Here is a 25,076-nt window from a genome sequence, read left to right as displayed (position 1 = left end):
TTGTCGATTATTCCTTTGCACTATATGAAGAAGAATAGATTCGTCAACAGAAGACTTCTCATTTTTTAAGAATTCATATCATTTTCTTATCTATTTTATGGAATATTTTCTTTATTGGATTTCTCTACCGGATTTATAGCAATCTCATTTGTAAAGTCTTTACCTCTTAAACTTATAAAAGCCTCATGATATTAAACAAATTAAAGCTTTGGACGATTTCTTTAGCAAATCGGCGTACAGCACCACACTGGCTTGGTTTCATTGCCTTTATTGAAAGTTCTATTTTTCCAATTCCCATAGATGTTTTATATATTCCGATGCTGCTTATCCATCAAAAGCGGGTTTATCGTTATGCTTTGATTGCGACGATCTGTTCTGTATTAGGAGGCATTGCCGGTTGGTTTATCGGACATTTTGCCTATGATACCCTTGCCAAACCCATTTTAGAAATTTATGGTAAGGTTGAAAGTTTTGAATCTCTGAAAAATAGTACAACCCTGCAATTTCTCATCATTTTACTGATAACATCAGGTTTTTTTCATCTTCCCCCCATCAAGATTGTCACAATTTTGGCCGGTGTTATGAGTGTGCGTCTTGAATTTTTCATTCTTATTTGTATTTTTTCCAGAGGCGCTCGTTTTTATCTTCTTGCGTGGCTGATTAAACATTTTGGGCAAAAAGCAATGAATTTTCTAGTACAGCATTTTAAATGGATTGTTCTCATTGGTTGTGTTAGCCTCCTTTTAATTTATGGGATTTTCATAGCTTTTTTAAACAAGAAGCTTTTATAAGGAACAGACTTAATGGCATGCGTTTTGTCTTCTCATCCACTTTTACACAAGCACCTTCATGTTGAACCCAGCAGAAAAGAACAATGTTTATGGGCTTTTTTTCTCGCTTTTTGCTTGTCTGCCACAATAGGGATTGCCCTTGGTTTTGAACATTTCGGAGGATATCTTCCTTGCGATTTATGTCTCATAGAGCGTTTTCCCTATTATGGTGCCATACCATTTTTGCTCTTAGCAGGTTTTGGGGCATGTTTTTTTCGCACAACGGCTTGGATACAACTTTTATTTTTGTGTGTTTTTGTCTTAATGTGCATCAGCCTTGTTTTAGCCGTTTATCATGCGGGTGTTGAATATGGCTTTTGGGAAGCTCCCCTCAGCTGTGGTTTAAGCGCAGTCAGAAAAACCTCAGACATTAACCAGCTGCTTAACCAATTAAATAGCATTCATCCCCCTTCTTGTTCTGAAGCATCCATACGCTTTCTTTTTCTCTCATTTGCCGGTTGGAATGTCGTCTCAAGCCTATTTTTCTCCCTTATAAGCCTCTATATTACTTCAAAAGGAATTCTTTCAGTCCATAAAAAACTCTAACCATAAAATAGAAACGAAACCGCGTACACTCGTTCTCTCCAATAGCTTCCCCTCTAACCAACCAACCCTCCAGTCACCAATCCCCACCCAAAACCACCCACCGCCAAACCAACCCACCAACACCAACGAGTTACCAACATCCCTCCTCTAACGTTGTACTCAAAAGACAAAAATAAGCAGAGACATCCATTTTATGGTTTCATCTCTCTGTACTTATGGGCAACATTTTGATAAAAACTCGTGATAGAAAAGCCGTAAAATAATAAGTGAGGGGACCAATAAATATAAATGGTCTGCTATGGCTGAAGATAAGAACACAGCGCCTTCTACCCTATCACCTATTTCCTTAGATATAACCAAACTTGAAGAACCATGTGTTATGATGGAACATGATCATAATGCATGGCGTGAGCATATAAAAGAAAGAGATTTAAATGCTCCTTACGAAAAACCACCTCATATAAAACCACGAATCAAATCGGCACCACGCATCAGGCAAGTTTTTTGGTGCGATTTTCCTCATGATTCGATACTCCCTGAATTTTGGAAAAAGCGGCCTGTTTTAGTGCTTTCTAAGAATGCAAAATTATATGGAAATGTGACAGTTTTACCTTTTTCAACGAAATCACAACCCAATAATCCCGCTGCGTATCCAATACAATCTCCTATAGAGAATAAAAAAGCATGGATTATCTGCAATTATGTCACAACAGTTTCTGTAAGTCGTTTAAGTTGCTCACGTACCGTTCCAAGATTATCCTGCGAAGATTTTCATAAAGTTGTAGCTCTGATGCTCAAATATTTACCGCATTTACACTATTGACTTTTGAGAAAAATAAGTGTACCTATATCACCATACACGGCATCAGTAATGGTGGCCGCTTCCCCGCAAGGGGAGATAGGAACGAAGGAGTGGGAAACCGCTCCTTTCGTCATTTTTGGTATTATTTTGAAAACTGCCATTTTTTGCAACCTTCCCTAGAACATATCCAACATTCATTCTCCACCGTTGTTGTTTTGCTCCACCGTTGTTGTTTTGAAATATTTGCGATTTGGGGATAAGCAGAAGACAATATCCACACCTTGGATCCGGTAAAGTTTCCCATGGAGATTACCGAGATATTGTACATACTTATCATTTCATTGCACAAAAAATTCATTTCATTGCACAAAAAATCGTGCTGGCGTTTCTTAAACTTTATATGATTTACCGCAATGGGAATATCTTTCCAAGATTGAAAAAAGCTTCGCTTTATATGACCACACCTCAAACGATCGTATTTTACGAGAGAACAAAGAAAATTCTCTAATAAACTAGAAATCAACCCCCAATCGATTTCTATCTCTTCACCAATAATAATTGTTTGTCGCCCTAACCACATTATTTCACCGGTCACATGACCTAACATAGCTTTTGCAGATAGATTTTCTTCCTCTTTTCCGAGAAACGATCTATGTTAAGCTATTTTGGGATTTACTGCTAAATTGCGTATGCTTGCGCTTTTAAAGCCTTTTTTCTCACCATATAAAAGGTAGATAAAAAAAATAATTTCGTTTATCAGCTTTATTTTAAAGACATACCTATTTTTTACAGGATACGTTCTCCTTTCTATCAGCCCTATCGCATTTAATACACTTGTCGTTTCTAAACATGAACAACCAAGCATCACAATGGAACAATAGACACCCATTGTAGCTTGTCATCAAGTTTTGTATATTTTGACACTAGGTTTTGTACCAATTAATTTTTTTTCAAAGAGTTTTTAAAAGGCTCTCAAAGGGGGGTCAAAGACCTCTCAAAGCCTTCTCTCATTTTTAGCATGAAAATGCACTTTTTTCTGATTTTTACTCTTTTTAGCTCTTTTTTACAATTTTAAATGTCAAAATCTATTTTGACAAAACGCGCATTGAATGCTAAATTTTATACATAAAAACAACGAATTACCACCTAATCCCACTGAGTATAAAGCCTAGTGTCAAACTACACCCATCACTTTCGTTGGCACTTGCATTGACAAGAGATAAACAAGAGCATTGATCATCACACACGGAGCAAAAATCTATAGCGACTACGCCATAGACTTTCGCCACGCAAGAGTTATTCTTAGAGCATATTTATGATGAAATAATCATTTATGACATCCTTTTTGTTGTGCCAAAGAACAGGTTTTGCTAACTAGTTTTACTATTGTGCAAATTTCTTAAGAAAAACTCTCACTGGGTCTATAGATAGCAAGATTTCTTTATGGAGAGCGCACATGACGCTCAGCTTTGACCTTTTCCATAACAAGGGTAAATTCAAACTTTAACCAATGCGATAGTAGACCTATTCTAAACGATTTACGCACCACCTCATCAGCAACAGGCTGCTCCAATATTGGTGTATTTATCGGTGCACTTACTTGAGAATTTTTTGCACTTCCACGCACCGTAAAAAAAGAAAGTATTTTTATCATATTTAAATCCATTTCAGTTGATTTGGATTTTAAAAATGACCAAAAAAATCAAACAAAAATAGAGAGGTAAGTTACGAAAACTACAGGGTAAATTTTACTGCCCCAAAATGTCTATTTTCCCCCGCCTGAACAGTCAGAGGAACACTATAAAAATTATTTTCATTGAAAAACAATTACTTATAATCTAGGGAAGAAAAGTAAAAATCTCCCCCAGAAAAAGAGATTATCTTCAAAATTATCAAAAAAAGCAGCACAATTTTAGTGATTTTTTTGTTTTTTTTCTTTTGATAAAATTAATTGGCAGGTGTCTTAGGCGCCCCTCCGGTAGGTTCCCAATTCGCAACAGCTGCTAATTCCTCAATAACATCCTTTTTTAACTTACCATTTTTCTTATTGTGTAAATCATATTGATCAGCATTCTGTTGCAACCATTTTGCAAGCGTTCCTTTAACAGTTTTACCACCCTCAACCTCACTCACCGCTTCCCAAGCCGCAACAATAGCAGCAAGCTTTGGAGCATAACGTGGATGCGTTGGATCTTGAAACGCATATTTTTGGTCCTTAGTCTCAGCAGAATCATCCTCAGGGAAAAAAAATGGAGGGTACAGACCACGCGATGAAAGCCATTCTTTTAAATCATCAACGCGAACATATGAGGAATCTGCATCTATAAAATCCGAAAAATTATAGTACGACCATTCTATCTCTAATCGATTGCTTTTTCCCGCTTGAACGATAGCATGATAGGCTGCACGGAAATTAGCAGTTTTCTCTGATGATACGGAAAGGTTATCTTCGTAAATATCACTTTTTTCTGGTTCTAATTTGTTGACAAACAAATACTTTCCTGGATTTAATCCAACTATTAAAAGCGCTGCCTGCAGTATTGTTAGTTTTTCAGAAAGCCGCCAAAATTTCAAACCATCACTATTTTCCATATATGCTCCCTTTTTTCTGCACAATTTCGCTCTTTTTTAAAAACATCAAAAACGTTTGTTAACGCGTAGAGATTATGCACTTCTCACATTTCAACTCATCCCATACTTTAAATAAAACACAGCACCCACACCCCTCCTTGTGATACACAAGAAAATGATTTGAATTGCTTCAATATAAGAAGTTTTGAAGTGAGAGGAATCCTACTGAATTTTGGGCTTTCATACAAGATATCAGGCAAGTTACAAGGCGATAAATGCCCCTTCATAAAGTATCAATTTTCATGCGTGATCAAACAATTGGATATGATAATATCTCTGTCATTTATGCACTCCCACCTTTATCTGTCCCTGCAATTACAGCACAAAAGATAATTCGTTACACGCTAACAAATCCACCTAAATGCAAAAGCTGTCGCAACATTGGGAGCTAAGGTGTATGACGATGCCGGCTTGCTCTTTATGAAGTAACAAGCCAGCACCATCTATTTGCCAGCCCCCAATATTGCGACAGCCCTTGGCTCTTAAGACGGTTCATAAGAGCCATTTTTAGTTCTTTCTTCTATAGTTTTTACCCACACACCAACCCCGCTTGTAGTGTGCAAGCAAGTGATTTTGATTGATTCAAAATAAACAGATTTGAAATGAGAGAATCCCACGTTATTCAGGAGGCTAATTCAATATGAATAACGCTAGATTATCATTATAAATCAATATCTTTTATGCAGCGTAAAGATGGAAAGACTCAATGGAGTGTATATTATTGTATGAAGGCTTTACTGTTTTACTCTTTTATACTCTTCACGGACGCCCTCATGAAAGAGACTTTTGTTCCTTGAAAAAAGTCTCTTTTAAAGAATTATTTCAAATTCCAAAGATTGTTATCGTCTTTTGAACCCGTCAAATGAATGATCGTGCCCGCTTATTTCCATATATTCACAATACATTAGAATGCTCCATTGAAAACGTCCCATAATAAAGCATATTTTCTCTCAATGCTTTCACGCCCCCCTCTCGACCCCACTTAATAAATCTCCCACTTAATAAATCTTCCTGTACTTGAATTTATTTGCCAGCTTTACTTTCATAGCACCCCAGCATTTTTTTACTGCAACCTTTTTGCAATTTTTCAGTTTTGAACTTTTAGATTGACTTTCGGTTTATTTTTCTTATGTTTTAGAATTATTCTAAAGTGCAAAGGAACAGAAAATGTTGAAATTGTTTTTTTCATTTGTACAACGTAAAGCTCTGTCCTTTCGTTCAGCACAAAACGTGATACTTAAAGCGCTCAAAATAAAAGAGCAACATGCGGCGCTCTATTTAAAATATGCAAAAGCTCTAGAACCTTATTCCTCTAAGGAAGCCGCGGTTTTTACCGCCATGGGGCTTCAAGAGCTTAAAAATTATAAGCAACTTTTGTGCCTTTCTTGCCATAATCGTGCAAACACTATCGGTTCATTATGTGACAAAACTTCTCTTGTGAAAGACAAGAGCCGCCATCCCTCCCAAAAAACAACAGCGGCAAATCACACCATAAAAAAACCTTCGAAAACGCAAAGACAAACACTTTTGACTTGGATTCAACCAGGTCTAGCAGGGTTAATGGATGGCTCTGTTTCCACCCTTGCCCCCATTTTTGCCGCAGCTTTTGCCACGGGAGACACGCATCAAACTTTTTTGATAGGACTCTCAGCTTCAATTGGTGCAGGACTTTCGATGGGTTTCACAGAAGCAGCCCATGATGACGGCAAATTATCAGGGCGTGGTTCGCCATTAAAAAGAGGCCTTGCCAGCGGCATTATGACCACATTAGGAGGATTAGGCCATACGCTTCCCTATTTGATCAACTCTTTTTATGTAGCGACAATTATTGCTTTTATCATTGTTTTTTTCGAACTCGGCGCCATCGTCTGGATTCAGAACAAATTCATGTCAACTCCCTTTTGGCGCGCTTCTTTACAGGTCATCATTGGAGGTGCCTTGGTTTTTGCCACGGGTATACTTATCGGTAGTATCTAAAAAAATCTTATCTGTAACCATAATTTAGATCTCAAATAAGCGCATGCCCCTAGGCATAAGCCATCATTGATGATGCCATTGATGATGTTAGGTGGTGTTGTAGAATATTTTAGGTCAGCAAGAGATGATAAGCAAGCTCTGGGGACAACCTATATCCACACACCTTTATCGACTTGGTTTTATAGATATCTTTTGTTAAAGTATCATTTTCTTCTAGACCTCATATTTTGGAAATGCCTCGATCATGTCGCACACTGAAACCAACGCCCCTCTAAACAATCATCCTGTCTCTTCTCAACCTTCACATGCCCAGACTTTATTTGTTCAGCGTCTTGCACACGGACAAGGTTTAGAACTTCCTTGCTACGCGACAGCGGGTTCTGCTGGCCTTGATCTACGCGCCGCCATTGGAGAAGAAGAAACGCTTGTTCTTAGCCCTGGGCAGCGTGCTCTTATTCCAACAGGTCTCATTTTTCATTTATCCCTTGGGTTTGAAGCACAAATACGTCCACGCTCTGGCTTAGCCTTAAAACACGGCATCACATGCCTCAACACTCCAGGAACGATTGATAGTGACTACCGTGGTGAAGTCAAAGTCCTTCTTATCAATTTAGGCCAAGAAGACTTTTCAATCCAACGGGGCATGCGCATTGCCCAAACAGTCATCGCCCCTGTATCCCAAGTTAATGTTTGCGCCATTGAACCAGAGCAAAATACCCAAAGCCATAACGAGAGCCGTGGAACAGGAGGTTTTGGTTCAACGGGACACACTTAAGAGGCTCTGAAAAATCTCTACTCTCAAAATAACACATACCCAACCACTCTTTCACTGGAAATTCTTTGGGCTTTTAAAGTGCAGAGGGAATACGCATTTGCTTTCAAAGTTTTTTCACTAAACGCACCTCTAAACAAGTATCCTTACTCTTCTCCTGTCTCTTCTCAACCTTCACATGCCCAGACTTTATTTGTTCAGCGTCTTGCACATGGACAAGGTTTAGAACTTCCTTGCTACGCGACAGCGGGTTCTGCTGGCCTTGATCTACGCGCCGCCATTGGAGAAGAAGAAACGCTCACTCTTGCACCTGGGGAGCGTGCTCTTATTCCAACAGGTCTCATTTTTCATTTATCCCTTGGGTTTGAAGCACGCATCCGTCCACGCTCTGGCTTAGCCTTAAAACACGGCATCACATGCCTCAACACTCCAGGAACGATTGAGTGTGACTACCCGGAAGTGAAGTCAAAGTCCTTCTTATCAATTTAGGCCAAGAAGACTTTTCAATCCAACGGGGCATGCGCATTGCCCAAACAGTCATCGCCCCTGTATCCCAAGTTAATGTTTGCGCCATTGAACCAGAGCAAAATACCCAAAGCCATAACGAGAGCCGTGGAACAGGAGGTTTTGGTTCAACGGGACACACTTAAGAGGCTCTGAAAAATCTCTACTCTCAAAATAACACATACCCAACCACTCTTTCACTGGAAATTCTTTGAGCTTTTAAAGTGCAGAGGGAATGCGCATTTGCTTTCAAAGTTTTTTCACTAAACGCACCTCTAAATAAGTATCTCTCAATTACGTCTCGTACGCTATACAAAACTTCATTATCACCCGATACCCCTCCCCCATAACAAAAACATTGGCACTAACCATTGAGAGTTCACACACCACTGGTAATGTCAACAATCTATACATCATATTGATTTATAATAATAATGAATTGTCTTGCAACTTAAATAAGAAATCTCAATATTGTAAGATTGTTTCATGGCAAGCCTATTTATATTAAATCAATCAAAAGCATGTTTCTCACGTTCCAAACGTGACTAGCATGCAGATAACAACTGGAAAAATGCCTACAATGAATACTTATACTAAACACTGTCGCAACATTGGGAAAAAAATATAAATACGATAATGGTGCTCGCTTACTCTTTTGTTAAGCGTAAAGATGGTGATATTTGATAGGTTTTTTGATTATTTTACGGGGGCTTTACCGTTATACCATTTATGAACACCGCCGCAAAAAAGGCTTTAAGATGTATTAAGATACACAACAATCGCCTCTGCTGTTTTCTTGATCGCACCTCTTGCGGCAAGATGAGTAGAGCTTAATCCTAAAAAAACCGATTCAATATATGAAACCCCTGCATAATATCAAACCCATGCGTATTTGGTTTAATAAATCCACGGAACCCTCATCAATTTCACTCTACGACTTTGAGTAATATGCTTTGCTTCCTGCAACAAAGGCTGTTTTTTATCACTGATCAGAGACATCGGCTGGAATATTAGCGTTTCCCGCAGTGCTCGTTGTTACAGCATCCACATGCCCCACAACGTTACCACCCGCTCCATCGACAGCAGCGTTCGCTACCCCTGTTGTTTTATTATTGATCTCACCTCTTGAGACAAGATTGGTAGAGTTTTGCAATCCTACAAGACCAATTTTATTATATCCAGCCATACGTATTTGATTGAGTAAATCGATGACAGTACCATAATCAATTTCGCTATCCGCTTTGATTAAAATTTTTGCCTCTAAATTTTGCGTAGTTTCCCTCAACAAAGCTTCTCTCAAAGCTGCTTGTTCTACAAGACGATCACCAATGTAAAGAGAACGATCTTTTTGCAACGTAACATAAAGAGGTTCATCAGACTGAACCACTGAAGGTGCTTGAGTTATAGAAGGAAGCTGAACGGAAATGACAGACGTTGCCAAAGGCGCTGCAACCATAAAAACAATAAGCAACACCAATACAACATCAATAAAAGGGGTCACATTGATTTCGCTTTGCAACCCACTCTCGTCTATATCCCAATCATTATTAAGGCTTGCTTTCATTTTTTATGACTTTTCTGTTGTCTTTGTCTATCAAGTTCACGGCTCAAGAGCCTTTCAAGAGCAGCAGCGATATCGCCTAAATCACTGCGATAACCACTCAAAGCACGCATAAGGCTATTATACATAACAACGGCGGGAATAGCCACAAAAAGCCCAACAGCCGTTGCGAATAAGGCTTCAGCAATTCCAGGCGCCACCACATCAAGTCGCGTTGTTTGAGACTGAGCAATCCCAATAAAAGAATTCATAATTCCCCAAACAGTTGCAAAAAGACCAACAAAAGGAGCAATTGCGCCAATAGTTGCAAGAACAGCGCTTCCACATGCAACACGGCGTGTAGCAGCCAGCAAGCAGCGTGACAAAAGTGAATGAACCCTTTCTTTTAAACCTTCATGAACATCACGAACCTTAACATCGCGAACATCGCGGGAAACATCTTCATATTGATTGCTCTCCTCATAAAAGAGAATATCTTCAATCGTTTGTGCACTTTCCCCTGTACTGTTTTTTTCACCAGAGCTTTCGTTTATCCCTTCAGGAGCAGAAAAATGAACCTGTTGTGCAGAAAGATACACCTCTTTAAGAACTTCTTTGAGAAAAAATACACCAGCTCCTTTGCTTTCTTTCAAGCTAGCTGCCAAACGCGTAAGAGTCTGAGCATTTAGAACCAATTGAAGTTCATGACGTACTCTTCGTTTTACCAAAGTGATCTCGACAATTTTCACAAAAGCAATTGTCCAAGACATAAGTGAAGCAAGTAACAAAATAATGATAACGGCTTTCACCACCCAATCAGCAGCCATAAACATAGAAAAAGGAGAAAAATCATGCACTGTCAATACAGAAGACATATTATCTAAAGGGACTGTTTTATCTAAAGGGACTGTTTCAGATTCCATTTTTATCTCACATTCTTGTGCTCTTATCTTTATTTATGAGCTGGATCGTCACCCCGCATAGCATCACTGTTCCACAATGCCACGACCCTTTTAACGTCACTTTTGTATTTCTCTTAAGAAATAAAACTTGATAAATCAAGTATAGTTTTATTTCATAAGCTCTCTCTTAATTCTAAAGAAATTACTCAAGAAATTTTTCTCTAACAATTCAACAAGTTTATCTTACCCAATCAATTTATTGCATAAATTAGGCAAAATGATAAATTTACAAGAAGTATCGCATATAATATTTTAATTTATAAGAATAATTTATCATCGTTCCTGTTAAATAAATCTCTCATATCGCAAAGCTTTTCTCATTTCAGCAGCTCTTTTAAAGCCAACAAAATATTTGCTTACATGAAACAAGCAGCAAAAATATCATAAAACTCTTGAAGAAAAGGATATGCACATCTCTAACAACCCCTACACTGAAGTCCCTCTCCTATCCTAAAATAAAAATATACCTTACGTTTTTAAAAAAGAACTATCGCAATATCTTAAACTGACCAAAAGTATCATGGGGAGCGGGTGTTGCCCCCAAATACATAGAGAGCAAAAGCCGCAATATTATTTTCTTTTTCTTCTTCAAAAGCATAAAAATGACATTACTTCTGCCGCAAAATCGCAACAACGATGTTTTTTACCTGTCACAAGCTTAAAAAATAAACCTCAACACGCTTTTTAAAAAACTATTATAAAAAAAACTGCGCCACGAGAAACTGAAGAATGGTGCTAAATTCCTGCAAAAGCATAAAAGCATATAAGACAATTCTCAACAAATACGCCCCCTTTACAGACAGAGCATATCGTATAGGAAAGATTTATTTTATCAAAAACAGTTTTAAATTCGACAAAATGAAAGGAACCAAAAAAAGCTTTTGGCGTTACTCAAGCAGTGAAAATTTTCACTCCAATGCAAATGATCACTATGAACACATCAATACAAATATAATGAATCAAGAGGGATAAAATATCATGGCCCATAATAAAACAACACAGCACGATAAAACAGCTGTAGAAAAAGACCTACAAGGACAATTAGAAAAGTTACGCACTGAAATTTCAGGGATTACCTCAACCCTAACAGATCTTGGTGCAAACAAATTCAACGCCGCCAAAGACAAAGCGGAAAAACTATATCACTCAGCGAAAGAAAGTGGTGAAGACATGATGTCTCAAGCAAAAGACAAAATCAGTGATCTTGAACAAACCATGAATCAATGCGTTCGCAAAAATCCTGGCAAAAGCGTTTTGTTTGCCGCAGGGGTTGGTTTTATTCTTTCTCAATTACTACGTCGTTAAGCAATGCACAAGTTTATCGCTCCTCTTTTAAACCATCTTGTCGGTGGAGGGCTTAAAAGCACAGTCAAGCAAGTACGCCTTCAAGCAATTTTTTATGGGTTTATTGGCATTTCATTCTTCATGTCTTTGCTTTTTTTATGTACCATCGGTTTTATTGCGTTATGTTCTGTTATGAAGCCTCTTGCTGCCGCTAGTATCATGTTTTTAATTTGTCTTTCTCTTGCGGGATTAGGTCTTATTATCAGTCGCGTTCTCAAAACTTATCAACGCTATGACCAACAAAAAAAGACAGAAGAACAACGCCACAAACTCATGACAGATGCGACCGTTTCCAGCCTTGCAGCTCTCAGTCAACATCTCCCTTTTGCCAAATTGAGTGTTCCCATTCTCGGACTTGCAACTTATTTTTTGTGGAAAAAAGATAAAAAAGACCGCTTTTCCGAGTAAAATATGTAAAACTGTCACTCTAAATCCCCCCCTCAATGTGCTTTCTTTTGTTATAAAAGAAAGCACATTTTTTTCCTCATAGTCTCTTTAGCTTCTTCAAGTGCCTGAAAAGAAATCCCCTTCATTTTGAATAAAAATTCCATAGAACCGCTTCCCTTTCAGATGTCCCCATTTTTCATGAACATAACAACATAAGGCAATGCTTGCATTAGAAGTCCTAGTTTAATTCGAAGCCATTTATTGTTTTTTGAAGGAAATGATGTTCCGTTTCTGCCTTTCTCTATTTTTTCATAAGCTTTTTTCAGAACCAAAGGTCACGTCATCGATTTGAATTTATAAAGCAAAAATATTCCCCGTATGAAAATTCTTTTTTCAAAAAATCTGAAATTTTTACAGATAAGAAAGTTGTAAAAACGTCCATTACACAACAAAAATTTATCAATTCTGATACTGATAAAATAGAGGTTGTACCTATAATTCACGTCACAGAAAAAACAAATAAAGAAAATTTTATAGAAATATTTGCTGATGGCATTCAAGCAATTTTTAATTTATCTCGTACAGGACATCGTGCTTTGATAATAGTTTTAAAAGAATATCAATCTAATAAATCAACAAACGAAGACCCCAGCAGCGTTACCTTAATTTGGTTTGATGGGGGTATAAATGGAAAAAAGCGCGATATGGTCGACAAAACTTTTCACAACGGTTTAAGAGAACTTATACAAAAAGGAATTTTGAAACCAAAATTGCCTAATCAATACTGGGTGAATCCTATTCTGTTATTCAAAGAAGAAAAAGTTGCTTTTATGAAAGAATATCAAATAGAATTATCTTCTACCAAACCGGATATTTCATCCGTTGAACATCAAACAGATCTTGAAGATTTTATAACAAAATAACTTGTATCATTTATCGTACTGTGTATATTATGGAGCATCTTGATTTAAGCGCGTGAGGGGGAAATAATGTCAAAATCACAAATAAGCAAAGAGGCGCTCGTCCTTTTGCTTTTATGGCTTCGTGGTCCTTTAAGATTGATACTAAGCCTTATAGTGATTATGGTTTTTTTGGGATTATTTACAATTCCTATTATGATATTATCAATAGGTTGGTCAAAAGCACTAATAAACATTACAATTTGTTCGTTTATATTAGGTTTTGGCTCTTTCCTTCTCATTTTTTATTATGATAAACTTATAAGATATTTACAATAAACTGTTCACGTATTTTCCTATTAACAATACTAATAAAAAACAAAAGATCACGATAATTAAATCTGTATTCCGATATAATTGATGAGATTAATACATATAATTTTTAAAGAGGGGAAAAATGAAAAAATTTATTTTAATATGCTTGGCTCTATTGACTATAGGATTGAATATTACAGGTTGTGGTAAAAGTGAAGAGGAAAAACGTAGAGCCCAACAAGAAGAACAAGCTAAAAAGTTTTTTGATGAAGAATTAACCTCTACAGATCGTGATCATGCATTTTAAAAAATACCCTACGACAATAAAATGTGAGTTATCAATCTCTAACTAAAAGAGTATTTTGTGTAACTCACACCCGACAACGTCATTGTACACTTTAACACGTATGAAGACAATCAGTTTTAAAAACTTTGGAAAGGCTTTTCATAACCTATCCGCTTAACGCTAAGTATTTATATAACAAAATACCCATTTATTATCTTTTCTTGTCTTTTTTATAATATTTTCAAATATATATCACTTAAAATACCTTATTATTTTCATCACTTTCTTTTGACTTATCCCCCTATAAGCTTTCTCTTTAATCATGATCTCAAAGCCGCGTGAGAAAAGAACAAGATAGGCCTTTTGGTTATTGATAAGGGGCACACGTGCGCCTAACGATACGCTTTTACAGAATTTCCCAGCCTTTAAAACTTAAGGCTTTTAGCCTTCTCATTTAAATGCAGGTTTGATGTCATGATTTTGGGGTGCGATTATTAAGAGTTTGAGAAGCGAAGAGCTTTTCATTTAAAAAGCAAAACGAAATGACGTATAGCCAAGGAAACGCGCTCTCCCATAGCGCTATAGTAAACAACCTATAGGATATTTTAAACACAACAATTTTCCATAACGAGCGTTGTCCACCAAGGACTGCGTGGATTATAATTAACTTTTTTCTGATAAGATTTGCAGTAGAATATTGTCTTGATTTTTAAATAGCGCTTGAGAGAACGCTTTATCAATAATGGTCAATATTAATTATGGTCAATGGGATTATAGCTTCCATGATCTCTTCGCCAATCTTCAGGTGTTTCAAATTTGCTTGACCACAAGCCTCTTTTTGCTTTTTGAGCCGCAGATTGTAGAGTTTTATAGTCTGCGGGTGATGGGAAATTATGCTGATCTTTTGTCAAAACCATCAACCCTTCTGTCAGCCCCAACTGTGCAAGATCAACCCCGTCAACAAAACATTGTGCATAATGAACCTGTTGAATGACACGTGCTTGGCGACACGTAACATTTTTATCAATTGTTTTTGAGACAAGCCACGCGGTGACGAAAGCACCACATGGCCACTTAATTCCATTGCGTGAGGCAAACTGTCGTGTTTCACAGGATTCCACACCATATAGTCGAATATTGCGGACGATCTTTTTTCTCCATCCCTCATCTACGAGCGTGATCATTTTAAAGGTAACACCACTCGTTACCTGTATAGCACCGGAATAGACCGGTACATTTTCTTCATAAAATTGTGATGCGAATGGTTCTGGGTGCAAAGCCACATCGTTTTGGTTTACATCGTGTTGGTTTTTGTAATCGGTCAATTTTAACTTTGGATTTTGAACAGGAGTTTCTATTGTTTTTTCTGGTCCTTTAAAAAAAGAAGATTGTATAAATTTTTCAGTATGCTGATTCAAATAAAAGATTACAGCAAAAATAATAATAGACGTTAAGATAAGATATTTAAGCACTGATCGAAAACATTTTAAAAGTATCATTTTGAATATTACTATATTTTTTGTTTATTAACTGAGAAAAGATTAAATATTGTTAATTTATAGATAGAAAAATTTATTTTTTTCATTTATATGATTCCCGATTAATATTTTAATTATTAATTTTATGATTAACTTAAACATAAAGCGGGGGAATTTTCATGAAAAACATGAATAATTCGTTCATTCGTGAACAAACCTTAGAAAAAGGTCTTTTATCCAATACACAAAAGAAATGGTTAACAACAGCATTGATGCTGTTTATTGCCTTCATTGTACTGAGTGAACCAGCATTTGCTGATGGCGGCTTCGGAAAAATTGAAACTGCTCTTCAAAAAATAGTTGATGCTTTAAAAGGACCAATTGCAAAATCAATCGCAACCATTGCGATTGCTGGTGTTGGGCTTGCATGGATTGCTGGTTATGTTGAAATGCGTAAAGCTTTTTTCGTTTGTGTTGGCATCGGCATTGTTTTTGGTGCATCGCAAATCGCATCAATGTTTATGTCTTAATTCGCTTAACTTTAGCCTTTCAAAGCCATGAAAGAGCATGACAAGCTAACAGAAGATACGTTATTTCTTGCTTGCACGCGCCCTGCAATGATCGCAGGCGTGACGGTGGAAGCTATGGGATTAAATGCGATAGGAACGATGATGTTGTTTATTATGATAGGCAATATTTTTCTTATCACCTTTGGTGTGATGCTGCATTTCATATTCAAGGAAATCCTAAAGCATGACCATAACAAATTTCGTATTCTTCTGACATGGCAAAAGACATCTATTTTTGCCAGAAATTCGAGTCTATGGGGTGGGGGAAGTATTTCTCCATTACGATTAATTCGTAATTATGAGGAATTACAATGAATAGAACAGAGCGCAAACGTGAAAAGCAGCCAGAAGCGATCATTCCTTATGTGCGCCATGTCAATAAACACATCATTGCGCTGGATTCACGCGCTCTCATGAGCGTTATTAAACTTGAAGGGATTAACTTTGAGACAGCGGATATTATTGATCTGAATGTGCTTCACGAACAGCTCAACAATCTGTTTAAAAACATTGCGGATGAACGGATAGCGCTTTATAGCCATATTATCAGAAAGCGTGAAACGATTTATCCGGATGGTACTTTTAGATCAGCATTTGCCAAGCAATTAGATGATAAATATCGCGAGCGGATGGTTTCTCAGGAGCTTTATCGCAATGAGCTTTATCTTTCGATTTTGTGGAATCCACACGTTGATCAAACGGATAAATTAGTGGAGTTTTTCAAACGTTTAGGCAAAGCCAAGCAAGAAAAGACAGAAGTTGATGCGGAATCCATTCGCAAACTTGAAGATATTACCACAGATCTTATTCAAAATTTAGAGCGCTATGGTGCAAGAAGATTGAGTCTTTATGAACATGAAGGCAATATTTATTCGCAGCAAAGTGAGTTTATCCACCAATTGGTGGGAGGTCGTCGTGAACGTATCCCTCTCACATGGGGGACGATAGCTTCGACTGTTTACTCAGACCGTCTTATTTTCGGGAAAGAGATCATAGAAATACGCACTGAGTCAGGACAGAGATTTGCGGGCATGTTTGGCTGGAAAGAATATCCAGCAAAAACTAGGGTAGGCATGGCGGATGGTTTGCTCACCCTTCCCTTTGAATTTATTTTCACCCAATCTTTTGTTTTCAAGAGCAAAAATGCTGCCAAACAGATTATGGGACGCAAACAGAATCAAATGGTCAATGCAGGAGATCGAGCAGGTTCACAAATTATGGAACTGGATGATGCGCTTGATGATCTTGAATCCAATCGTTTTGTTTTAGGGGAGCATCATTTATCATTGGCAGTTTTTGCTGATACGCCGCAAGAGTTAGCGGATAATCTTGCCAAAGCGCGTTCTCGTCTTACAGATGGTGGGGCTGTCATTGCGCGGGAAGACTTAGGGTTAGCAGCAGCTTGGTGGGCACAATTGCCTGGCAATTATGCTTATCGCACGCGTTCTGGTGCGATAACAAGTCGCAATTATGCAGCGCTTTCTCCATTTCATTCCTTTCCGGTTGGGAAAATAGATGGCAATGTATGGGGACCAGCGGTAGCCTTGATGAAAACCTCTGCTGGTTCACCATTTTATTTTAACTTTCACTTTGGAGATTTAGGCAATACGTTTGTTTGTGGTCCCTCTGGTTCTGGGAAAACGGTTATTGTCAATTTTCTTTTAGCACAACTTCAAAAGCATGATCCCAATATGGTCTTTTTTGATAAAGATCGGGGCGCAGAACTTTTTGTCAGAGCGGGTGGCGGCACTTATATGCCCTTGAAGAATGGTAGACCGACAGGCATAGCACCGCTAAAAGGCTTAGACTATAACAATCCAGCAGATAGAGTTTTTTTACGCCAATGGATTATCAAGCTTGTTTCTTCTGAAGATCAAAAGATCAGTGAATCAGAAAGACAAGATATCACGGCGGCTGTTGAGCAGCTTGCCTTATTACCCAAAGAACAACGGACAATATCGGCCTTACAAATGTTTTTTGACACCACGCATAGAGAGGGGATAGCGGGTCGTTTAGAGAGATGGTGTAAAGGCAATGCTTTAGGATGGGTTTTTGACAATCCTGATGACGACATTGGCATTGATGCAAAATTTATTGGTTATGACATGACGGATTTTTTAGACAATAATGAAATTCGTCCCCCATTAATGATGTATCTTTTTCATAGGATTTTGTCTCTGATTGATGGGCGTCGTATTATCATTGTCATTGATGAGTTTTGGAAAGCCTTAGAGGATGATTCCTTTAAAGCCTTTGCGCAAGACAGGCTGAAAACTATCCGTAAACAAAATGGTTTGATGTTGTTTGCAACGCAATCTCCCAAAGATGCGATTAATTCAACCATTGCGCACACCATTATAGAGCAATGCCCAACACAGATTTATTTTCCTAATCAAAAGGGCAATCATGGGGATTATGTAGAAGGTTTTAAATTATCGGACAGAGAATTTAACCTGATACAAGCAGAATTAAGCCGTGAGTCACGGCGTTTTCTCATCAAGCAAGGACAAAGTTCAGTTGTCGCAGAACTGAACTTACGGGGCTTTGATGATGAAATAGCCATTTTAAGTGGCACCACCAAGAACATTGAACTTTTAGAGACCATTATGGATGAAGTTGGACAATCTCCAGAAAAATGGCTTCCTCTTTTCCAAGAAAGGTCAAAACAATGAAAAAACTTTTATTGGCAACAGCCGTCTATGCAGCTTCATTTGGCTTTCAAACAAATGCCTTTGCCATCGTGGTATTTGATCCCACAGCTGCTGCTAACATGGGAGAACAAATTCGGAACAGCATGCAACAACTTAACAAATTGCAAGAACAAGTTCAACAAGGTGCACAACAGCTTGAGCAATTAAAGAGCCAACTCGATCAAGCGAAACAATTATATAACTCCTTAAATGTCAAGCCTGACATTTCGGGATTGAAAGAGATGTTTAACAAGCAAGGGAGCAGTGGCGCCCTTCCTTCAGACTTTAACCACTTTCAACAATCGATGGGCAGCGGCGGTGGTGGCGGTGGCGGCGGCGGTGGCGGCAGCAAAAACACGCAAAAATGGCAAGAAGAACTTAAATACAAAGAGCCCTCAGGGGGTGCTGGATCAAAAGAGGCAGCAGATGCTTTTTACGCACAAGAAGTGAAAAAAGCCGAACAGGACACGGTAGGACAGGCAGCCAAAGGCCAAGACGTCTACGAAGAAGCCAGTGAAACACAAAAAACCATTAACAAGCTCCTTGACGAACTTGGAAGTACTAAAGATTCGGGTAAAATTCAAGGCATTCAAGCACAATTATCAGCAATACAAGCAAAACTCCAAACACAAGTTCTCCAAATGCAAGCCGCCGCGATGATTCAACAAGCGGAATACAAAGCTGCCGAACAACGAGCTTACGAAGAATTTGCAGCGCGATATGCAGATTATGCCAAAAAACTCGGTGGTCAATAAACGGGAGAAAAGAGGGGCTTAAATATGAACAAGATCATCATAACAACATTGCTACTTTGCACAGGGCTCATCACGGCTGGATGTGAAAAAACCTACAGCGTAGAAGAACTTAAAAAAAATAAAAAACTGATGGAAGAAGTATTAGTGAAATGTTTGACGTCAGGGGATTTGAATTCGAAAAATTGTAAAAATGCAGAGCAAGCTGAATTTGAAACCCGTAAAAATTGGAGAGGCTTTGGCTCAACAAATGACGATAAACAAGAATCTGAAAAGAAACAGGACAGTCATTAATCATGAACAAGATCATCATAACAACATTGCTGCTTTGCACAGGGCTCATCACGGCTGGTTGTGAAAAAACCTATAGCGTCGCAGAATTTAAAAAAGATAAAAAATTGATGGAAGAGTGGAATGCTAAATGTGGATTCGCAGGAACTGCAAAAAATTGTGAAAACCTAAGATTAGCACAACTTGAACTTCAAAAGGAATATGAAGCCAAAGCTGAAGAAAGAAGCCGGAAAGCGGCAGAGCGCTTCAACAAAGCGATGGATGAACTTATGGACCAACAAAAAGCTGAACATGAAAAATGGAAAGCTGATTTTGAAAAAAGAAAAGCTGAAGAAAAAGCAAAAGAACAAGCCGAACGAGAAGCAGAAGAGCGTGCTAAAGCTAAACAACAACAGGACAATAAATAATGAATAAAGTTCTCATAACAACATTGCTACTTTGCACAGGGCTCATCACAGCTGGATGTGAAAAAACCTACAGCGTTGCAGAATTTAAAAAAAATCCAAAATTATTTGATGAATGGGTCACGAGATGTGGAGGGATAGGAACTTCAAAAAATTGTGAAAACCTAAGAGTAGCAGGCGCTGAACTTGAGAAAGAACGTCGGGCAGAGATTGATGAACATAATCGCAAAATAGATGAAGAATTTAAAGCTAAAATGAAGGCTAAACTTGAAAAAATTGAAGCTGACACTAATAGATTGCGAGCCGAACGAGAAGCAAAAGAGCGCGCTAAAGCTAAACAACAACAGGACAATAAATAATGAATAAAGTTCTCATAACAACATTGCTACTTGGCACTGGAATTATCGCTGCTGGATGTGAAAAAACCTATAGCGTTGCAGAATTTAAAAAAGATGAAAAATTACGCCAAGAATGGGATGCTAAATGTGGATTTGCAGGGACTTCAAAAAATTGTGAAAACATGCGGTTAGCATTTTTAGAACTTCAGAAAGAATATGAAGCAAAAGCAGCAGAAAGAAGTCGTAAAATTGCAGAAGAAAATCGTAAAAGAGAAGAAGAAGATATAGCTGAAATGAGAGCCAGACTTAAAACAATGGAAGCTAACACTAAAAAAAAATTAGCTGAACAAGAAGCAAAGCGACGCGCTGAAGAAGAACGAAGAGCAAAAGAGAGAGCGGCAGAAGAACAACAAAATAACCATTAAGACATAATGAAGAGCGGAGCATCTCAATGGCAATAGTAACCAAAGGCATATTCACTAAGATAGACAATATGTTGATGGACCCCCTTGCAGAGGCAATGGATAGCGCCACTACACATCGCTATTGCGCTTTAGCTGCTCAACTTAAAGAGCTTCGTGCACTCTATATTTATGGCAACATTATGTCTGTGCCCTAGATTTATCATCACTGGTTATAAAAACCGATAACACAAGCAGAATTTAAAGATTGTGCTCAAAACTTGTAAAACTGAAAGAAAGAAGGGGCAATATTGATGAATAAAGTTCTCATAACAACATTGCTACTTTGCACAGGGCTTATCGCTGCTGGATGTGAAAAAACCTATAGCGTAGCAGAATTTAAAAAAGATAAAAATTTACGCTTCGAGTGGGATGCTAGATGTGGATTTGCAGGAACTTCAAAGAATTGTGAAAACATGCGGTTAGCATTTTTAGAACTTGATAAGGAACGTCAGGCACAAGCAGCAGAAAGAGAGCGTCAAGCGGAAGAGAACAATCGCAAAAGAGATGAAAAAGATATGGCTGAAATGAGAGCCAGAATTAAAAAAATGAGAGAAGAGAATCAAAAATTCCTTGCTGAACAAAAAGCAAAAGAGCGCGCGGCAGAAGAACAACAAAATAACCATTAAGACACAATGAAGAGCGGAGCATCTCAATGGCAGTAGTAACCAAAGGTGTATTTACTTGGATAGATAATACTGTAATGGAGCCCCTTACAAAAACAATGGATAGCACCATTACACATCGCTATTGCGCTTTAGCTGCTCAACTTAAAGAACCTTACAGACTATACAATAGATTTATGGCAACATTATGTCTGTGCCCTAGATTTATCATCACTGGTTATAAAAAACCGATAACACAAGCATAATTTAAAGATTGTGCTCAAACCTTGTAAAACTGAAAGGAAAAAGGGGAAATATCTATGAATAAAGTTCTCATAACAACATTGCTACTTGGCACTGGAATTATCGCTGCTGGATGTGAAAAAACCTATAGCGTTGCAGAATTTAAAAAAGATAAAACATTGATGGAAGAGTGGAATGCTAAATGTGGATTCGCAGGAACTGCAAAAAATTGTGAAAACTTAAGATTAGCACAACTTGAACTTGAAAAGGAATATGAAGCAAAAGCTGAAGAAAGAGCGCGTGAACGCGAAGAAGAAGATCGTAAAGCAATGGAAAGATTTCGAGCAAAAATGGAAGCTAGACATAAAAGAATGCAAGCTGAACTAGAAAAACTAGAAAAAAGAAACGCTGAAGAAAAAGCAAAAGAACAAGCCGAAAGAGAAGCAGAAGAGCGCGCTAAAGCCGAAAGAGAAGCTAAAGAACGAGCTGAACAGAACCACGATAATAATTGAATCAGAAATAATCGTATTTGCAAAAATTAGATAGAATGGACGTGCAATGACATTCGAAAAAGTAGCTTACTTTACCACGGCAGAGAATATGTTAATGGAACCTATCATGCAAATAATGACTGACTCCATTAAAAACCTTTCATCGGGTTTAAGTACTCCGCTCAAAGCATCTTGTACAATCTACATTATATTTATGGGGTACAATATCATCTCAGGGCGTTCTTCCATGCCCTTATGGGAATTTATAGTGACAGCTTTCAAACTTGGCATCATTGTTTCACTCGCCACAAACGCTGCTCTTTATAATGAGTGGGTCGGGGATTTATTTTTCAATAGTCTGCCGAATGCCATTGCACATGCCACACAAGGTACAATACACTCAGATAAAAATGTATGGGATGATCTGATAAATAAAGCTTGTTCACATATTTTAAATTCAACAAAATCTGCATCATGGCTTGCACTGGGGGCGTATCTTGTTTCATGGATTTATGCTTCATTGTGTTACACAATTGCTATAATTTTTTGCCTAATTGGTTTTATCGTCACACTGTTTGCTAAGCTGGGTTTATTTCTTGTCATATCAGTAGGACCGCTCTTCATAAGCCTCTATATGTTCTCCTCAACAAGGCGTTTTACAGAAGCATGGTTAGGACAAGTTGCAAACTTCATCATTTTACAGGTATTAGTCATCTTGCTTGGTAGTATGTATATCGAACTTGCAATGAATGTCTTTTCAAAAGACATTAAAGATTTCGTGTTAGCCTATGGAGAATTCTTCGTGGTTGGCGTTGGTGGTATTTTTCTTTTCTTCAATTTACCTGGCATGGCTTCCGCTTTAGCCTCTGGGGGGGCTTCCCTTACAGGCTCAGGAGGAGCTAAAACGATAACGAACGGTGCAAAAAAATTAGCATCACTAATAGCACAATTAGCAAAGGCCTAAGTTAAAATGCGGGAATTTAAAAAAATTGGGATTATCTTACCATTTCTCTTTCTCAGTGGCTGTATGTCTTCACCAAACACACTGAAGTCACTCCCAAAGTGTGATGGATATTCTAAACGTCCACTCAACAGATCAATGTGGAATTGGGAAGGGAAAAAACCCACGCCCACGCCCATCATCATCAGTAACAACACACCCTCCCCCATGAAAGAGGGCAAATTGGAAATGCTTCTGGCACAAAAATTAACGGATGAAGAAATCAAATCTTACAAAAATTGCGGGCAAAAAGCATGAAAGAAAAAGATATAGAACAATACATTGCTGAAGCGCGCTCGTTTGATCAAGATCGCATGCTCGCCTCACGCCGCACCACCCGCGTCTCACTTGCCATTGCCGGCATAGCGGTTGCTGTTGCAATAATGTCTTCTCTCGCGGTCATCACCCTCACGCCCCTTAAAACCGTGGAACCTTTTGTCATCCGTGTAGACAATTCAACCGGCATCGTTGAAGTTGTGGAAGCCTTAAAAGAAGGTCCCACCAATGTCGATGAAGCAATCACACGCTACTTTGCCGCAAAATACGTCCGCTCCCGTGAAGGCTTCACCACAGAAGAAACACAACACAACTTCCAAACCGTCTCTCTTCTTTCTTCTTCTGAAGAACAGCAAAGATTTGCCAGCTGGTATGGAGCAAGAAATCCCCAAAGTCCTCAAATTCTCTATAAACACGCCGCTGTTACAATAACAATAAAATCAATCTCCTTTATCAATGACGATGTCGCACAGGTACGCTATTATAAAACCGTCCGTGATAACGAGAACAACAAAGAATTTATCACCCACTGGGTTGCAACACTTACCTTTGAATATATCAATGCCCCTATCTCTGTCCAAAACCGTTTAATAAATCCTCTAGGGTTTATTGTTAATGAATATAGAACCGATCCGGAAGTGGTCAACTGATCATGAAAAAAAAATTTCTTTTTCTCATTCTTAACATCGCTATTACCCTTTCTCCTATACCGATAAGCCATGCCAGTATTTTTCCCACCCGCGCGCCAAGCGATAGCCGCATTCGCTTTATCAACTATGATGCCTATAATGTCACAAAAATTATTGGCTCCATACGCTCATCCGTACAAATAGAATTTTCTGCCAATGAAGAAATTGCCCATGTGGCAATTGGCAACAGCGTTGCATGGGAAGTCGCCCCCGCTGGCAATATTCTTTTTCTAAAGGCAAGAGAAGTCCAACCCATTACCAATCTCCAAGTCGTCACCACAAAGCTTGATGGCTCAAAGCGCTCCTATCAATTTGAACTCATGGTCAAAGATGGGGAAATTTCATCTGGACAAGAAACATATTTCCTTGTGAAATTTCGCTACCCACAAGAAGAAGCAGAACAAAGAAGACTCGCAGCCCTTATGCGACAAGAAAAACAACAAGCCCAGCGTATCGATAATGTCTTCAACGCTTCTGAAACCTACGGACCACGCAATTGGGCTTACACCGCTCAAGGCTCTATCACTCTTGAACCCTCCTCCGTTTATGACAATGGCAAAACCACAACATTTACATTTCCCGACAACCAAGAAATCCCTGCCATTTACATTGTCAGCAATGACGGTACAGAATCGCTGGTTCCCAAAACCACAAGAGGCAACAGGGTAACTGACCATGCCATTAGCGCACGCTTCACCCTAAGACAGGGAAAAAATGTCCTATGCGTCTTTAACGAAGCCTATCAACCAAAAGGCACAAATCCAAATACCGGAACAACCTCACCATCTGTTGAACGTAAAATTGCATCAGATCTTTAAATAAGCGGGAATTGAAGGGGACAACACATGAGTGATAAATCAATCATCGAAGATCGAGGATCTATTAGGGATAGCAAAACCACAACATTGTCTTTTCCAGACAACCAAGAAATCCCTGCCATTTACATTGTCAGCAATGACGGTACAGAATCGCTGGTTCCCAAAACCACAAGAGG

Annotated in this window: 31 protein-coding genes and 1 pseudogene; 26 read left to right on the top strand and 6 right to left on the bottom strand. The window is 38.3% G+C overall.

Going from position 1 to position 25,076, the window contains the following annotated elements; genetic code table 11:
- Positions 1 to 185 precede the first annotated feature (185 nt).
- The 3 genes from ACFILZ_RS03390 (at position 186) to ACFILZ_RS03380 (ending at position 2,199) form a co-directional block, all read left to right on the top strand.
- Positions 186 to 791: a YqaA family protein gene (locus ACFILZ_RS03390; RefSeq protein WP_375606496.1), complete on the top strand. Its 606-nt coding sequence runs from the start codon at positions 186 to 188 to the stop codon at positions 789 to 791.
- Between the two features lie 12 nt (positions 792 to 803).
- Positions 804 to 1,376 (top strand): disulfide bond formation protein B, encoded by a 573-nt coding sequence (locus ACFILZ_RS03385; RefSeq protein WP_375610236.1) that lies wholly within the window; start codon positions 804 to 806, stop codon positions 1,374 to 1,376.
- Between the two features lie 298 nt (positions 1,377 to 1,674).
- Positions 1,675 to 2,199 carry a type II toxin-antitoxin system PemK/MazF family toxin gene (locus ACFILZ_RS03380; protein ID WP_375608131.1) on the top strand — a complete coding sequence of 175 codons (525 nt, stop codon included), beginning with the start codon at positions 1,675 to 1,677 and terminating at the stop codon, positions 2,197 to 2,199.
- A 121-nt stretch (positions 2,200 to 2,320) separates the two neighbouring features.
- Here the strand turns inward: ACFILZ_RS03380 and ACFILZ_RS03375 are convergent, their stop codons facing one another.
- From ACFILZ_RS03375 to ACFILZ_RS03365, 3 genes are all read right to left on the bottom strand, one after another.
- A complete protein-coding gene (locus ACFILZ_RS03375; RefSeq protein ID WP_375610237.1) occupies positions 2,321 to 2,785 on the bottom strand; it encodes a hypothetical protein in 465 nt (154 codons plus the stop codon).
- 834 nt (positions 2,786 to 3,619) lie between these two features.
- Positions 3,620 to 3,832 carry a hypothetical protein gene (locus tag ACFILZ_RS03370; protein ID WP_375610238.1) on the bottom strand — a complete coding sequence of 71 codons (213 nt, stop codon included), beginning with the start codon at positions 3,830 to 3,832 and terminating at the stop codon, positions 3,620 to 3,622.
- Between the two features lie 293 nt (positions 3,833 to 4,125).
- Positions 4,126 to 4,770: a hypothetical protein gene (locus tag ACFILZ_RS03365; RefSeq protein ID WP_375610239.1), complete on the bottom strand. Its 645-nt coding sequence runs from the start codon at positions 4,768 to 4,770 to the stop codon at positions 4,126 to 4,128.
- A 1,206-nt stretch (positions 4,771 to 5,976) separates the two neighbouring features.
- Here ACFILZ_RS03365 and ACFILZ_RS03360 point away from each other — a divergent pair.
- The 3 genes and pseudogenes from ACFILZ_RS03360 to dut (ACFILZ_RS03350) all read left to right on the top strand — a co-directional run bounded on the left by ACFILZ_RS03360 (position 5,977) and on the right by dut (ACFILZ_RS03350) (position 8,208).
- A complete protein-coding gene (locus ACFILZ_RS03360; RefSeq protein ID WP_375610240.1) occupies positions 5,977 to 6,786 on the top strand; it encodes a VIT1/CCC1 transporter family protein in 810 nt (269 codons plus the stop codon).
- A gap of 244 nt (positions 6,787 to 7,030) precedes the next feature.
- Positions 7,031 to 7,561, top strand: a complete 531-nt coding sequence (gene dut / locus ACFILZ_RS03355) for a dUTP diphosphatase (protein WP_375610241.1) — start codon at positions 7,031 to 7,033, stop codon at positions 7,559 to 7,561.
- A gap of 78 nt (positions 7,562 to 7,639) precedes the next feature.
- Positions 7,640 to 8,208 (top strand): annotated as a pseudogene (gene dut, locus ACFILZ_RS03350) (dUTP diphosphatase).
- Positions 8,209 to 9,044: 836 nt separating this feature from the next.
- Here dut (ACFILZ_RS03350) and ACFILZ_RS03345 read toward each other — a convergent pair.
- Both ACFILZ_RS03345 and ACFILZ_RS03340 read right to left on the bottom strand, forming a co-directional pair.
- Positions 9,045 to 9,626 carry a biopolymer transporter ExbD gene (locus tag ACFILZ_RS03345; protein WP_375610242.1) on the bottom strand — a complete coding sequence of 194 codons (582 nt, stop codon included), beginning with the start codon at positions 9,624 to 9,626 and terminating at the stop codon, positions 9,045 to 9,047.
- The gene (locus tag ACFILZ_RS03340; protein ID WP_375610243.1) at positions 9,623 to 10,525 is read right to left on the bottom strand and encodes a MotA/TolQ/ExbB proton channel family protein; all 903 of its coding nucleotides are present in this window, start codon (positions 10,523 to 10,525) and stop codon (positions 9,623 to 9,625) included. The genes ACFILZ_RS03345 and ACFILZ_RS03340 overlap by 4 nt, the downstream gene beginning before the upstream one ends.
- Before the next feature lie 1,017 nt (positions 10,526 to 11,542).
- On the opposite strand from ACFILZ_RS03340, the gene ACFILZ_RS03335 reads away from it, so the two are divergent.
- The 4 genes from ACFILZ_RS03335 (at position 11,543) to ACFILZ_RS03320 (ending at position 13,816) form a co-directional block, all read left to right on the top strand.
- Complete coding sequence (locus ACFILZ_RS03335) at positions 11,543 to 11,869, top strand: YqjD family protein (RefSeq protein ID WP_375606507.1); 327 nt, start codon at positions 11,543 to 11,545, stop codon at positions 11,867 to 11,869.
- Positions 11,870 to 11,872: 3 nt separating this feature from the next.
- Complete coding sequence (locus ACFILZ_RS03330; protein ID WP_375610244.1) at positions 11,873 to 12,316, top strand: hypothetical protein; 444 nt, start codon at positions 11,873 to 11,875, stop codon at positions 12,314 to 12,316.
- Between the two features lie 575 nt (positions 12,317 to 12,891).
- Positions 12,892 to 13,218 (top strand): hypothetical protein, encoded by a 327-nt coding sequence (locus ACFILZ_RS03325; protein ID WP_375610245.1) that lies wholly within the window; start codon positions 12,892 to 12,894, stop codon positions 13,216 to 13,218.
- 433 nt (positions 13,219 to 13,651) lie between these two features.
- On the top strand, positions 13,652 to 13,816 hold the full coding sequence (locus ACFILZ_RS03320; protein WP_375610246.1) for a hypothetical protein: 165 nt from the start codon (positions 13,652 to 13,654) through the stop codon (positions 13,814 to 13,816).
- Positions 13,817 to 14,547: 731 nt separating this feature from the next.
- Here the strand turns inward: ACFILZ_RS03320 and ACFILZ_RS03315 are convergent.
- Complete coding sequence (locus tag ACFILZ_RS03315) at positions 14,548 to 15,294, bottom strand: nuclease (RefSeq protein ID WP_375610247.1); 747 nt, start codon at positions 15,292 to 15,294, stop codon at positions 14,548 to 14,550.
- A 158-nt stretch (positions 15,295 to 15,452) separates the two neighbouring features.
- Here ACFILZ_RS03315 and ACFILZ_RS03310 point away from each other — a divergent pair, with 158 nt between their 5' ends.
- From ACFILZ_RS03310 to virB9, 16 genes are all read left to right on the top strand, one after another.
- Positions 15,453 to 15,803, top strand: a complete 351-nt coding sequence (locus tag ACFILZ_RS03310) for a TrbC/VirB2 family protein (RefSeq protein ID WP_375610248.1) — start codon at positions 15,453 to 15,455, stop codon at positions 15,801 to 15,803.
- A 27-nt stretch (positions 15,804 to 15,830) separates the two neighbouring features.
- Positions 15,831 to 16,157 (top strand): type IV secretion system protein VirB3, encoded by a 327-nt coding sequence (locus ACFILZ_RS03305; RefSeq protein ID WP_375610249.1) that lies wholly within the window; start codon positions 15,831 to 15,833, stop codon positions 16,155 to 16,157.
- Positions 16,154 to 18,514: a VirB4 family type IV secretion/conjugal transfer ATPase gene (locus ACFILZ_RS03300; protein WP_375610250.1), complete on the top strand. Its 2,361-nt coding sequence runs from the start codon at positions 16,154 to 16,156 to the stop codon at positions 18,512 to 18,514. The genes ACFILZ_RS03305 and ACFILZ_RS03300 overlap by 4 nt, the downstream gene beginning before the upstream one ends.
- Positions 18,511 to 19,287 carry a type IV secretion system protein gene (locus ACFILZ_RS03295; protein WP_375610251.1) on the top strand — a complete coding sequence of 259 codons (777 nt, stop codon included), beginning with the start codon at positions 18,511 to 18,513 and terminating at the stop codon, positions 19,285 to 19,287. Before ACFILZ_RS03300 ends, ACFILZ_RS03295 begins: the two co-directional genes overlap by 4 nt.
- 24 nt (positions 19,288 to 19,311) lie before the next feature.
- Positions 19,312 to 19,578: an EexN family lipoprotein gene (locus tag ACFILZ_RS03290; protein WP_375610252.1), complete on the top strand. Its 267-nt coding sequence runs from the start codon at positions 19,312 to 19,314 to the stop codon at positions 19,576 to 19,578.
- A gap of 2 nt (positions 19,579 to 19,580) precedes the next feature.
- A complete protein-coding gene (locus tag ACFILZ_RS03285; protein ID WP_375610253.1) occupies positions 19,581 to 19,982 on the top strand; it encodes an EexN family lipoprotein in 402 nt (133 codons plus the stop codon).
- The gene (locus tag ACFILZ_RS03280) at positions 19,982 to 20,338 is read left to right on the top strand and encodes an EexN family lipoprotein (RefSeq protein ID WP_375610254.1); all 357 of its coding nucleotides are present in this window, start codon (positions 19,982 to 19,984) and stop codon (positions 20,336 to 20,338) included. Before ACFILZ_RS03285 ends, ACFILZ_RS03280 begins: the two co-directional genes overlap by 1 nt.
- Entirely contained in the window at positions 20,338 to 20,742 is a 405-nt protein-coding gene (locus ACFILZ_RS03275) for an EexN family lipoprotein (protein WP_375610255.1), read from the top strand. Before ACFILZ_RS03280 ends, ACFILZ_RS03275 begins: the two co-directional genes overlap by 1 nt.
- A gap of 26 nt (positions 20,743 to 20,768) precedes the next feature.
- Complete coding sequence (locus ACFILZ_RS03270; RefSeq protein WP_375610256.1) at positions 20,769 to 20,936, top strand: hypothetical protein; 168 nt, start codon at positions 20,769 to 20,771, stop codon at positions 20,934 to 20,936.
- 96 nt (positions 20,937 to 21,032) lie between these two features.
- Positions 21,033 to 21,407: an EexN family lipoprotein gene (locus tag ACFILZ_RS03265; RefSeq protein ID WP_375610257.1), complete on the top strand. Its 375-nt coding sequence runs from the start codon at positions 21,033 to 21,035 to the stop codon at positions 21,405 to 21,407.
- Positions 21,408 to 21,433: 26 nt separating this feature from the next.
- Complete coding sequence (locus tag ACFILZ_RS03260) at positions 21,434 to 21,649, top strand: hypothetical protein (protein ID WP_375610258.1); 216 nt, start codon at positions 21,434 to 21,436, stop codon at positions 21,647 to 21,649.
- Between the two features lie 54 nt (positions 21,650 to 21,703).
- Complete coding sequence (locus ACFILZ_RS03255; protein ID WP_375610259.1) at positions 21,704 to 22,138, top strand: EexN family lipoprotein; 435 nt, start codon at positions 21,704 to 21,706, stop codon at positions 22,136 to 22,138.
- A 46-nt stretch (positions 22,139 to 22,184) separates the two neighbouring features.
- The gene (locus tag ACFILZ_RS03250) at positions 22,185 to 23,081 is read left to right on the top strand and encodes a type IV secretion system protein (protein ID WP_375610260.1); all 897 of its coding nucleotides are present in this window, start codon (positions 22,185 to 22,187) and stop codon (positions 23,079 to 23,081) included.
- A 6-nt stretch (positions 23,082 to 23,087) separates the two neighbouring features.
- Positions 23,088 to 23,375 (top strand): type IV secretion protein VblB7, encoded by a 288-nt coding sequence (locus ACFILZ_RS03245; RefSeq protein WP_375610261.1) that lies wholly within the window; start codon positions 23,088 to 23,090, stop codon positions 23,373 to 23,375.
- Complete coding sequence (locus ACFILZ_RS03240; RefSeq protein WP_375610337.1) at positions 23,372 to 24,043, top strand: virB8 family protein; 672 nt, start codon at positions 23,372 to 23,374, stop codon at positions 24,041 to 24,043. Before ACFILZ_RS03245 ends, ACFILZ_RS03240 begins: the two co-directional genes overlap by 4 nt.
- Positions 24,044 to 24,045: 2 nt before the next feature.
- Positions 24,046 to 24,900, top strand: a complete 855-nt coding sequence (gene virB9, locus ACFILZ_RS03235) for a P-type conjugative transfer protein VirB9 (protein WP_375682337.1) — start codon at positions 24,046 to 24,048, stop codon at positions 24,898 to 24,900.
- Positions 24,901 to 25,076: the final 176 nt, after the last annotated feature.

Origin of the sequence: Bartonella sp. AP40SXNS (assembly GCF_042195825.1) — a bacterium.
Taxonomy (GTDB): Bacteria; Pseudomonadota; Alphaproteobacteria; order Rhizobiales; family Rhizobiaceae; genus Bartonella.
This window is presented reverse-complemented; position numbering and strand designations above follow the sequence as displayed.

What these genes read in the sequence shown, in the direction of transcription:
- ACFILZ_RS03390 (WP_375606496.1), top strand. Translation starts at nt 186, where the DNA reads ATGATATTAAACAAATTAAAGCTTTGGACGATTTCTTTAGCAAATCGG.
- ACFILZ_RS03385 (WP_375610236.1), top strand. Translation starts at nt 804, where the DNA reads ATGGCATGCGTTTTGTCTTCTCATCCACTTTTACACAAGCACCTTCAT.
- ACFILZ_RS03380 (WP_375608131.1), top strand. Translation starts at nt 1,675, where the DNA reads ATGGCTGAAGATAAGAACACAGCGCCTTCTACCCTATCACCTATTTCC.
- ACFILZ_RS03375 (WP_375610237.1), bottom strand. Translation starts at nt 2,785, where the DNA reads ATGTTAGGTCATGTGACCGGTGAAATAATGTGGTTAGGGCGACAAACA.
- ACFILZ_RS03370 (WP_375610238.1), bottom strand. Translation starts at nt 3,832, where the DNA reads ATGATAAAAATACTTTCTTTTTTTACGGTGCGTGGAAGTGCAAAAAAT.
- ACFILZ_RS03365 (WP_375610239.1), bottom strand. Translation starts at nt 4,770, where the DNA reads ATGGAAAATAGTGATGGTTTGAAATTTTGGCGGCTTTCTGAAAAACTA.
- ACFILZ_RS03360 (WP_375610240.1), top strand. Translation starts at nt 5,977, where the DNA reads ATGTTGAAATTGTTTTTTTCATTTGTACAACGTAAAGCTCTGTCCTTT.
- dut (WP_375610241.1), top strand. Translation starts at nt 7,031, where the DNA reads ATGTCGCACACTGAAACCAACGCCCCTCTAAACAATCATCCTGTCTCT.
- ACFILZ_RS03345 (WP_375610242.1), bottom strand. Translation starts at nt 9,626, where the DNA reads ATGAAAGCAAGCCTTAATAATGATTGGGATATAGACGAGAGTGGGTTG.
- ACFILZ_RS03340 (WP_375610243.1), bottom strand. Translation starts at nt 10,525, where the DNA reads ATGGAATCTGAAACAGTCCCTTTAGATAAAACAGTCCCTTTAGATAAT.
- ACFILZ_RS03335 (WP_375606507.1), top strand. Translation starts at nt 11,543, where the DNA reads ATGGCCCATAATAAAACAACACAGCACGATAAAACAGCTGTAGAAAAA.
- ACFILZ_RS03330 (WP_375610244.1), top strand. Translation starts at nt 11,873, where the DNA reads ATGCACAAGTTTATCGCTCCTCTTTTAAACCATCTTGTCGGTGGAGGG.
- ACFILZ_RS03320 (WP_375610246.1), top strand. Translation starts at nt 13,652, where the DNA reads ATGAAAAAATTTATTTTAATATGCTTGGCTCTATTGACTATAGGATTG.
- ACFILZ_RS03315 (WP_375610247.1), bottom strand. Translation starts at nt 15,294, where the DNA reads ATGATACTTTTAAAATGTTTTCGATCAGTGCTTAAATATCTTATCTTA.
- ACFILZ_RS03310 (WP_375610248.1), top strand. Translation starts at nt 15,453, where the DNA reads ATGAAAAACATGAATAATTCGTTCATTCGTGAACAAACCTTAGAAAAA.
- ACFILZ_RS03305 (WP_375610249.1), top strand. Translation starts at nt 15,831, where the DNA reads ATGAAAGAGCATGACAAGCTAACAGAAGATACGTTATTTCTTGCTTGC.
- ACFILZ_RS03300 (WP_375610250.1), top strand. Translation starts at nt 16,154, where the DNA reads ATGAATAGAACAGAGCGCAAACGTGAAAAGCAGCCAGAAGCGATCATT.
- ACFILZ_RS03295 (WP_375610251.1), top strand. Translation starts at nt 18,511, where the DNA reads ATGAAAAAACTTTTATTGGCAACAGCCGTCTATGCAGCTTCATTTGGC.
- ACFILZ_RS03290 (WP_375610252.1), top strand. Translation starts at nt 19,312, where the DNA reads ATGAACAAGATCATCATAACAACATTGCTACTTTGCACAGGGCTCATC.
- ACFILZ_RS03285 (WP_375610253.1), top strand. Translation starts at nt 19,581, where the DNA reads ATGAACAAGATCATCATAACAACATTGCTGCTTTGCACAGGGCTCATC.
- ACFILZ_RS03280 (WP_375610254.1), top strand. Translation starts at nt 19,982, where the DNA reads ATGAATAAAGTTCTCATAACAACATTGCTACTTTGCACAGGGCTCATC.
- ACFILZ_RS03275 (WP_375610255.1), top strand. Translation starts at nt 20,338, where the DNA reads ATGAATAAAGTTCTCATAACAACATTGCTACTTGGCACTGGAATTATC.
- ACFILZ_RS03270 (WP_375610256.1), top strand. Translation starts at nt 20,769, where the DNA reads ATGGCAATAGTAACCAAAGGCATATTCACTAAGATAGACAATATGTTG.
- ACFILZ_RS03265 (WP_375610257.1), top strand. Translation starts at nt 21,033, where the DNA reads ATGAATAAAGTTCTCATAACAACATTGCTACTTTGCACAGGGCTTATC.
- ACFILZ_RS03260 (WP_375610258.1), top strand. Translation starts at nt 21,434, where the DNA reads ATGGCAGTAGTAACCAAAGGTGTATTTACTTGGATAGATAATACTGTA.
- ACFILZ_RS03255 (WP_375610259.1), top strand. Translation starts at nt 21,704, where the DNA reads ATGAATAAAGTTCTCATAACAACATTGCTACTTGGCACTGGAATTATC.
- ACFILZ_RS03250 (WP_375610260.1), top strand. Translation starts at nt 22,185, where the DNA reads ATGACATTCGAAAAAGTAGCTTACTTTACCACGGCAGAGAATATGTTA.
- ACFILZ_RS03245 (WP_375610261.1), top strand. Translation starts at nt 23,088, where the DNA reads ATGCGGGAATTTAAAAAAATTGGGATTATCTTACCATTTCTCTTTCTC.
- ACFILZ_RS03240 (WP_375610337.1), top strand. Translation starts at nt 23,372, where the DNA reads ATGAAAGAAAAAGATATAGAACAATACATTGCTGAAGCGCGCTCGTTT.
- virB9 (WP_375682337.1), top strand. Translation starts at nt 24,046, where the DNA reads ATGAAAAAAAAATTTCTTTTTCTCATTCTTAACATCGCTATTACCCTT.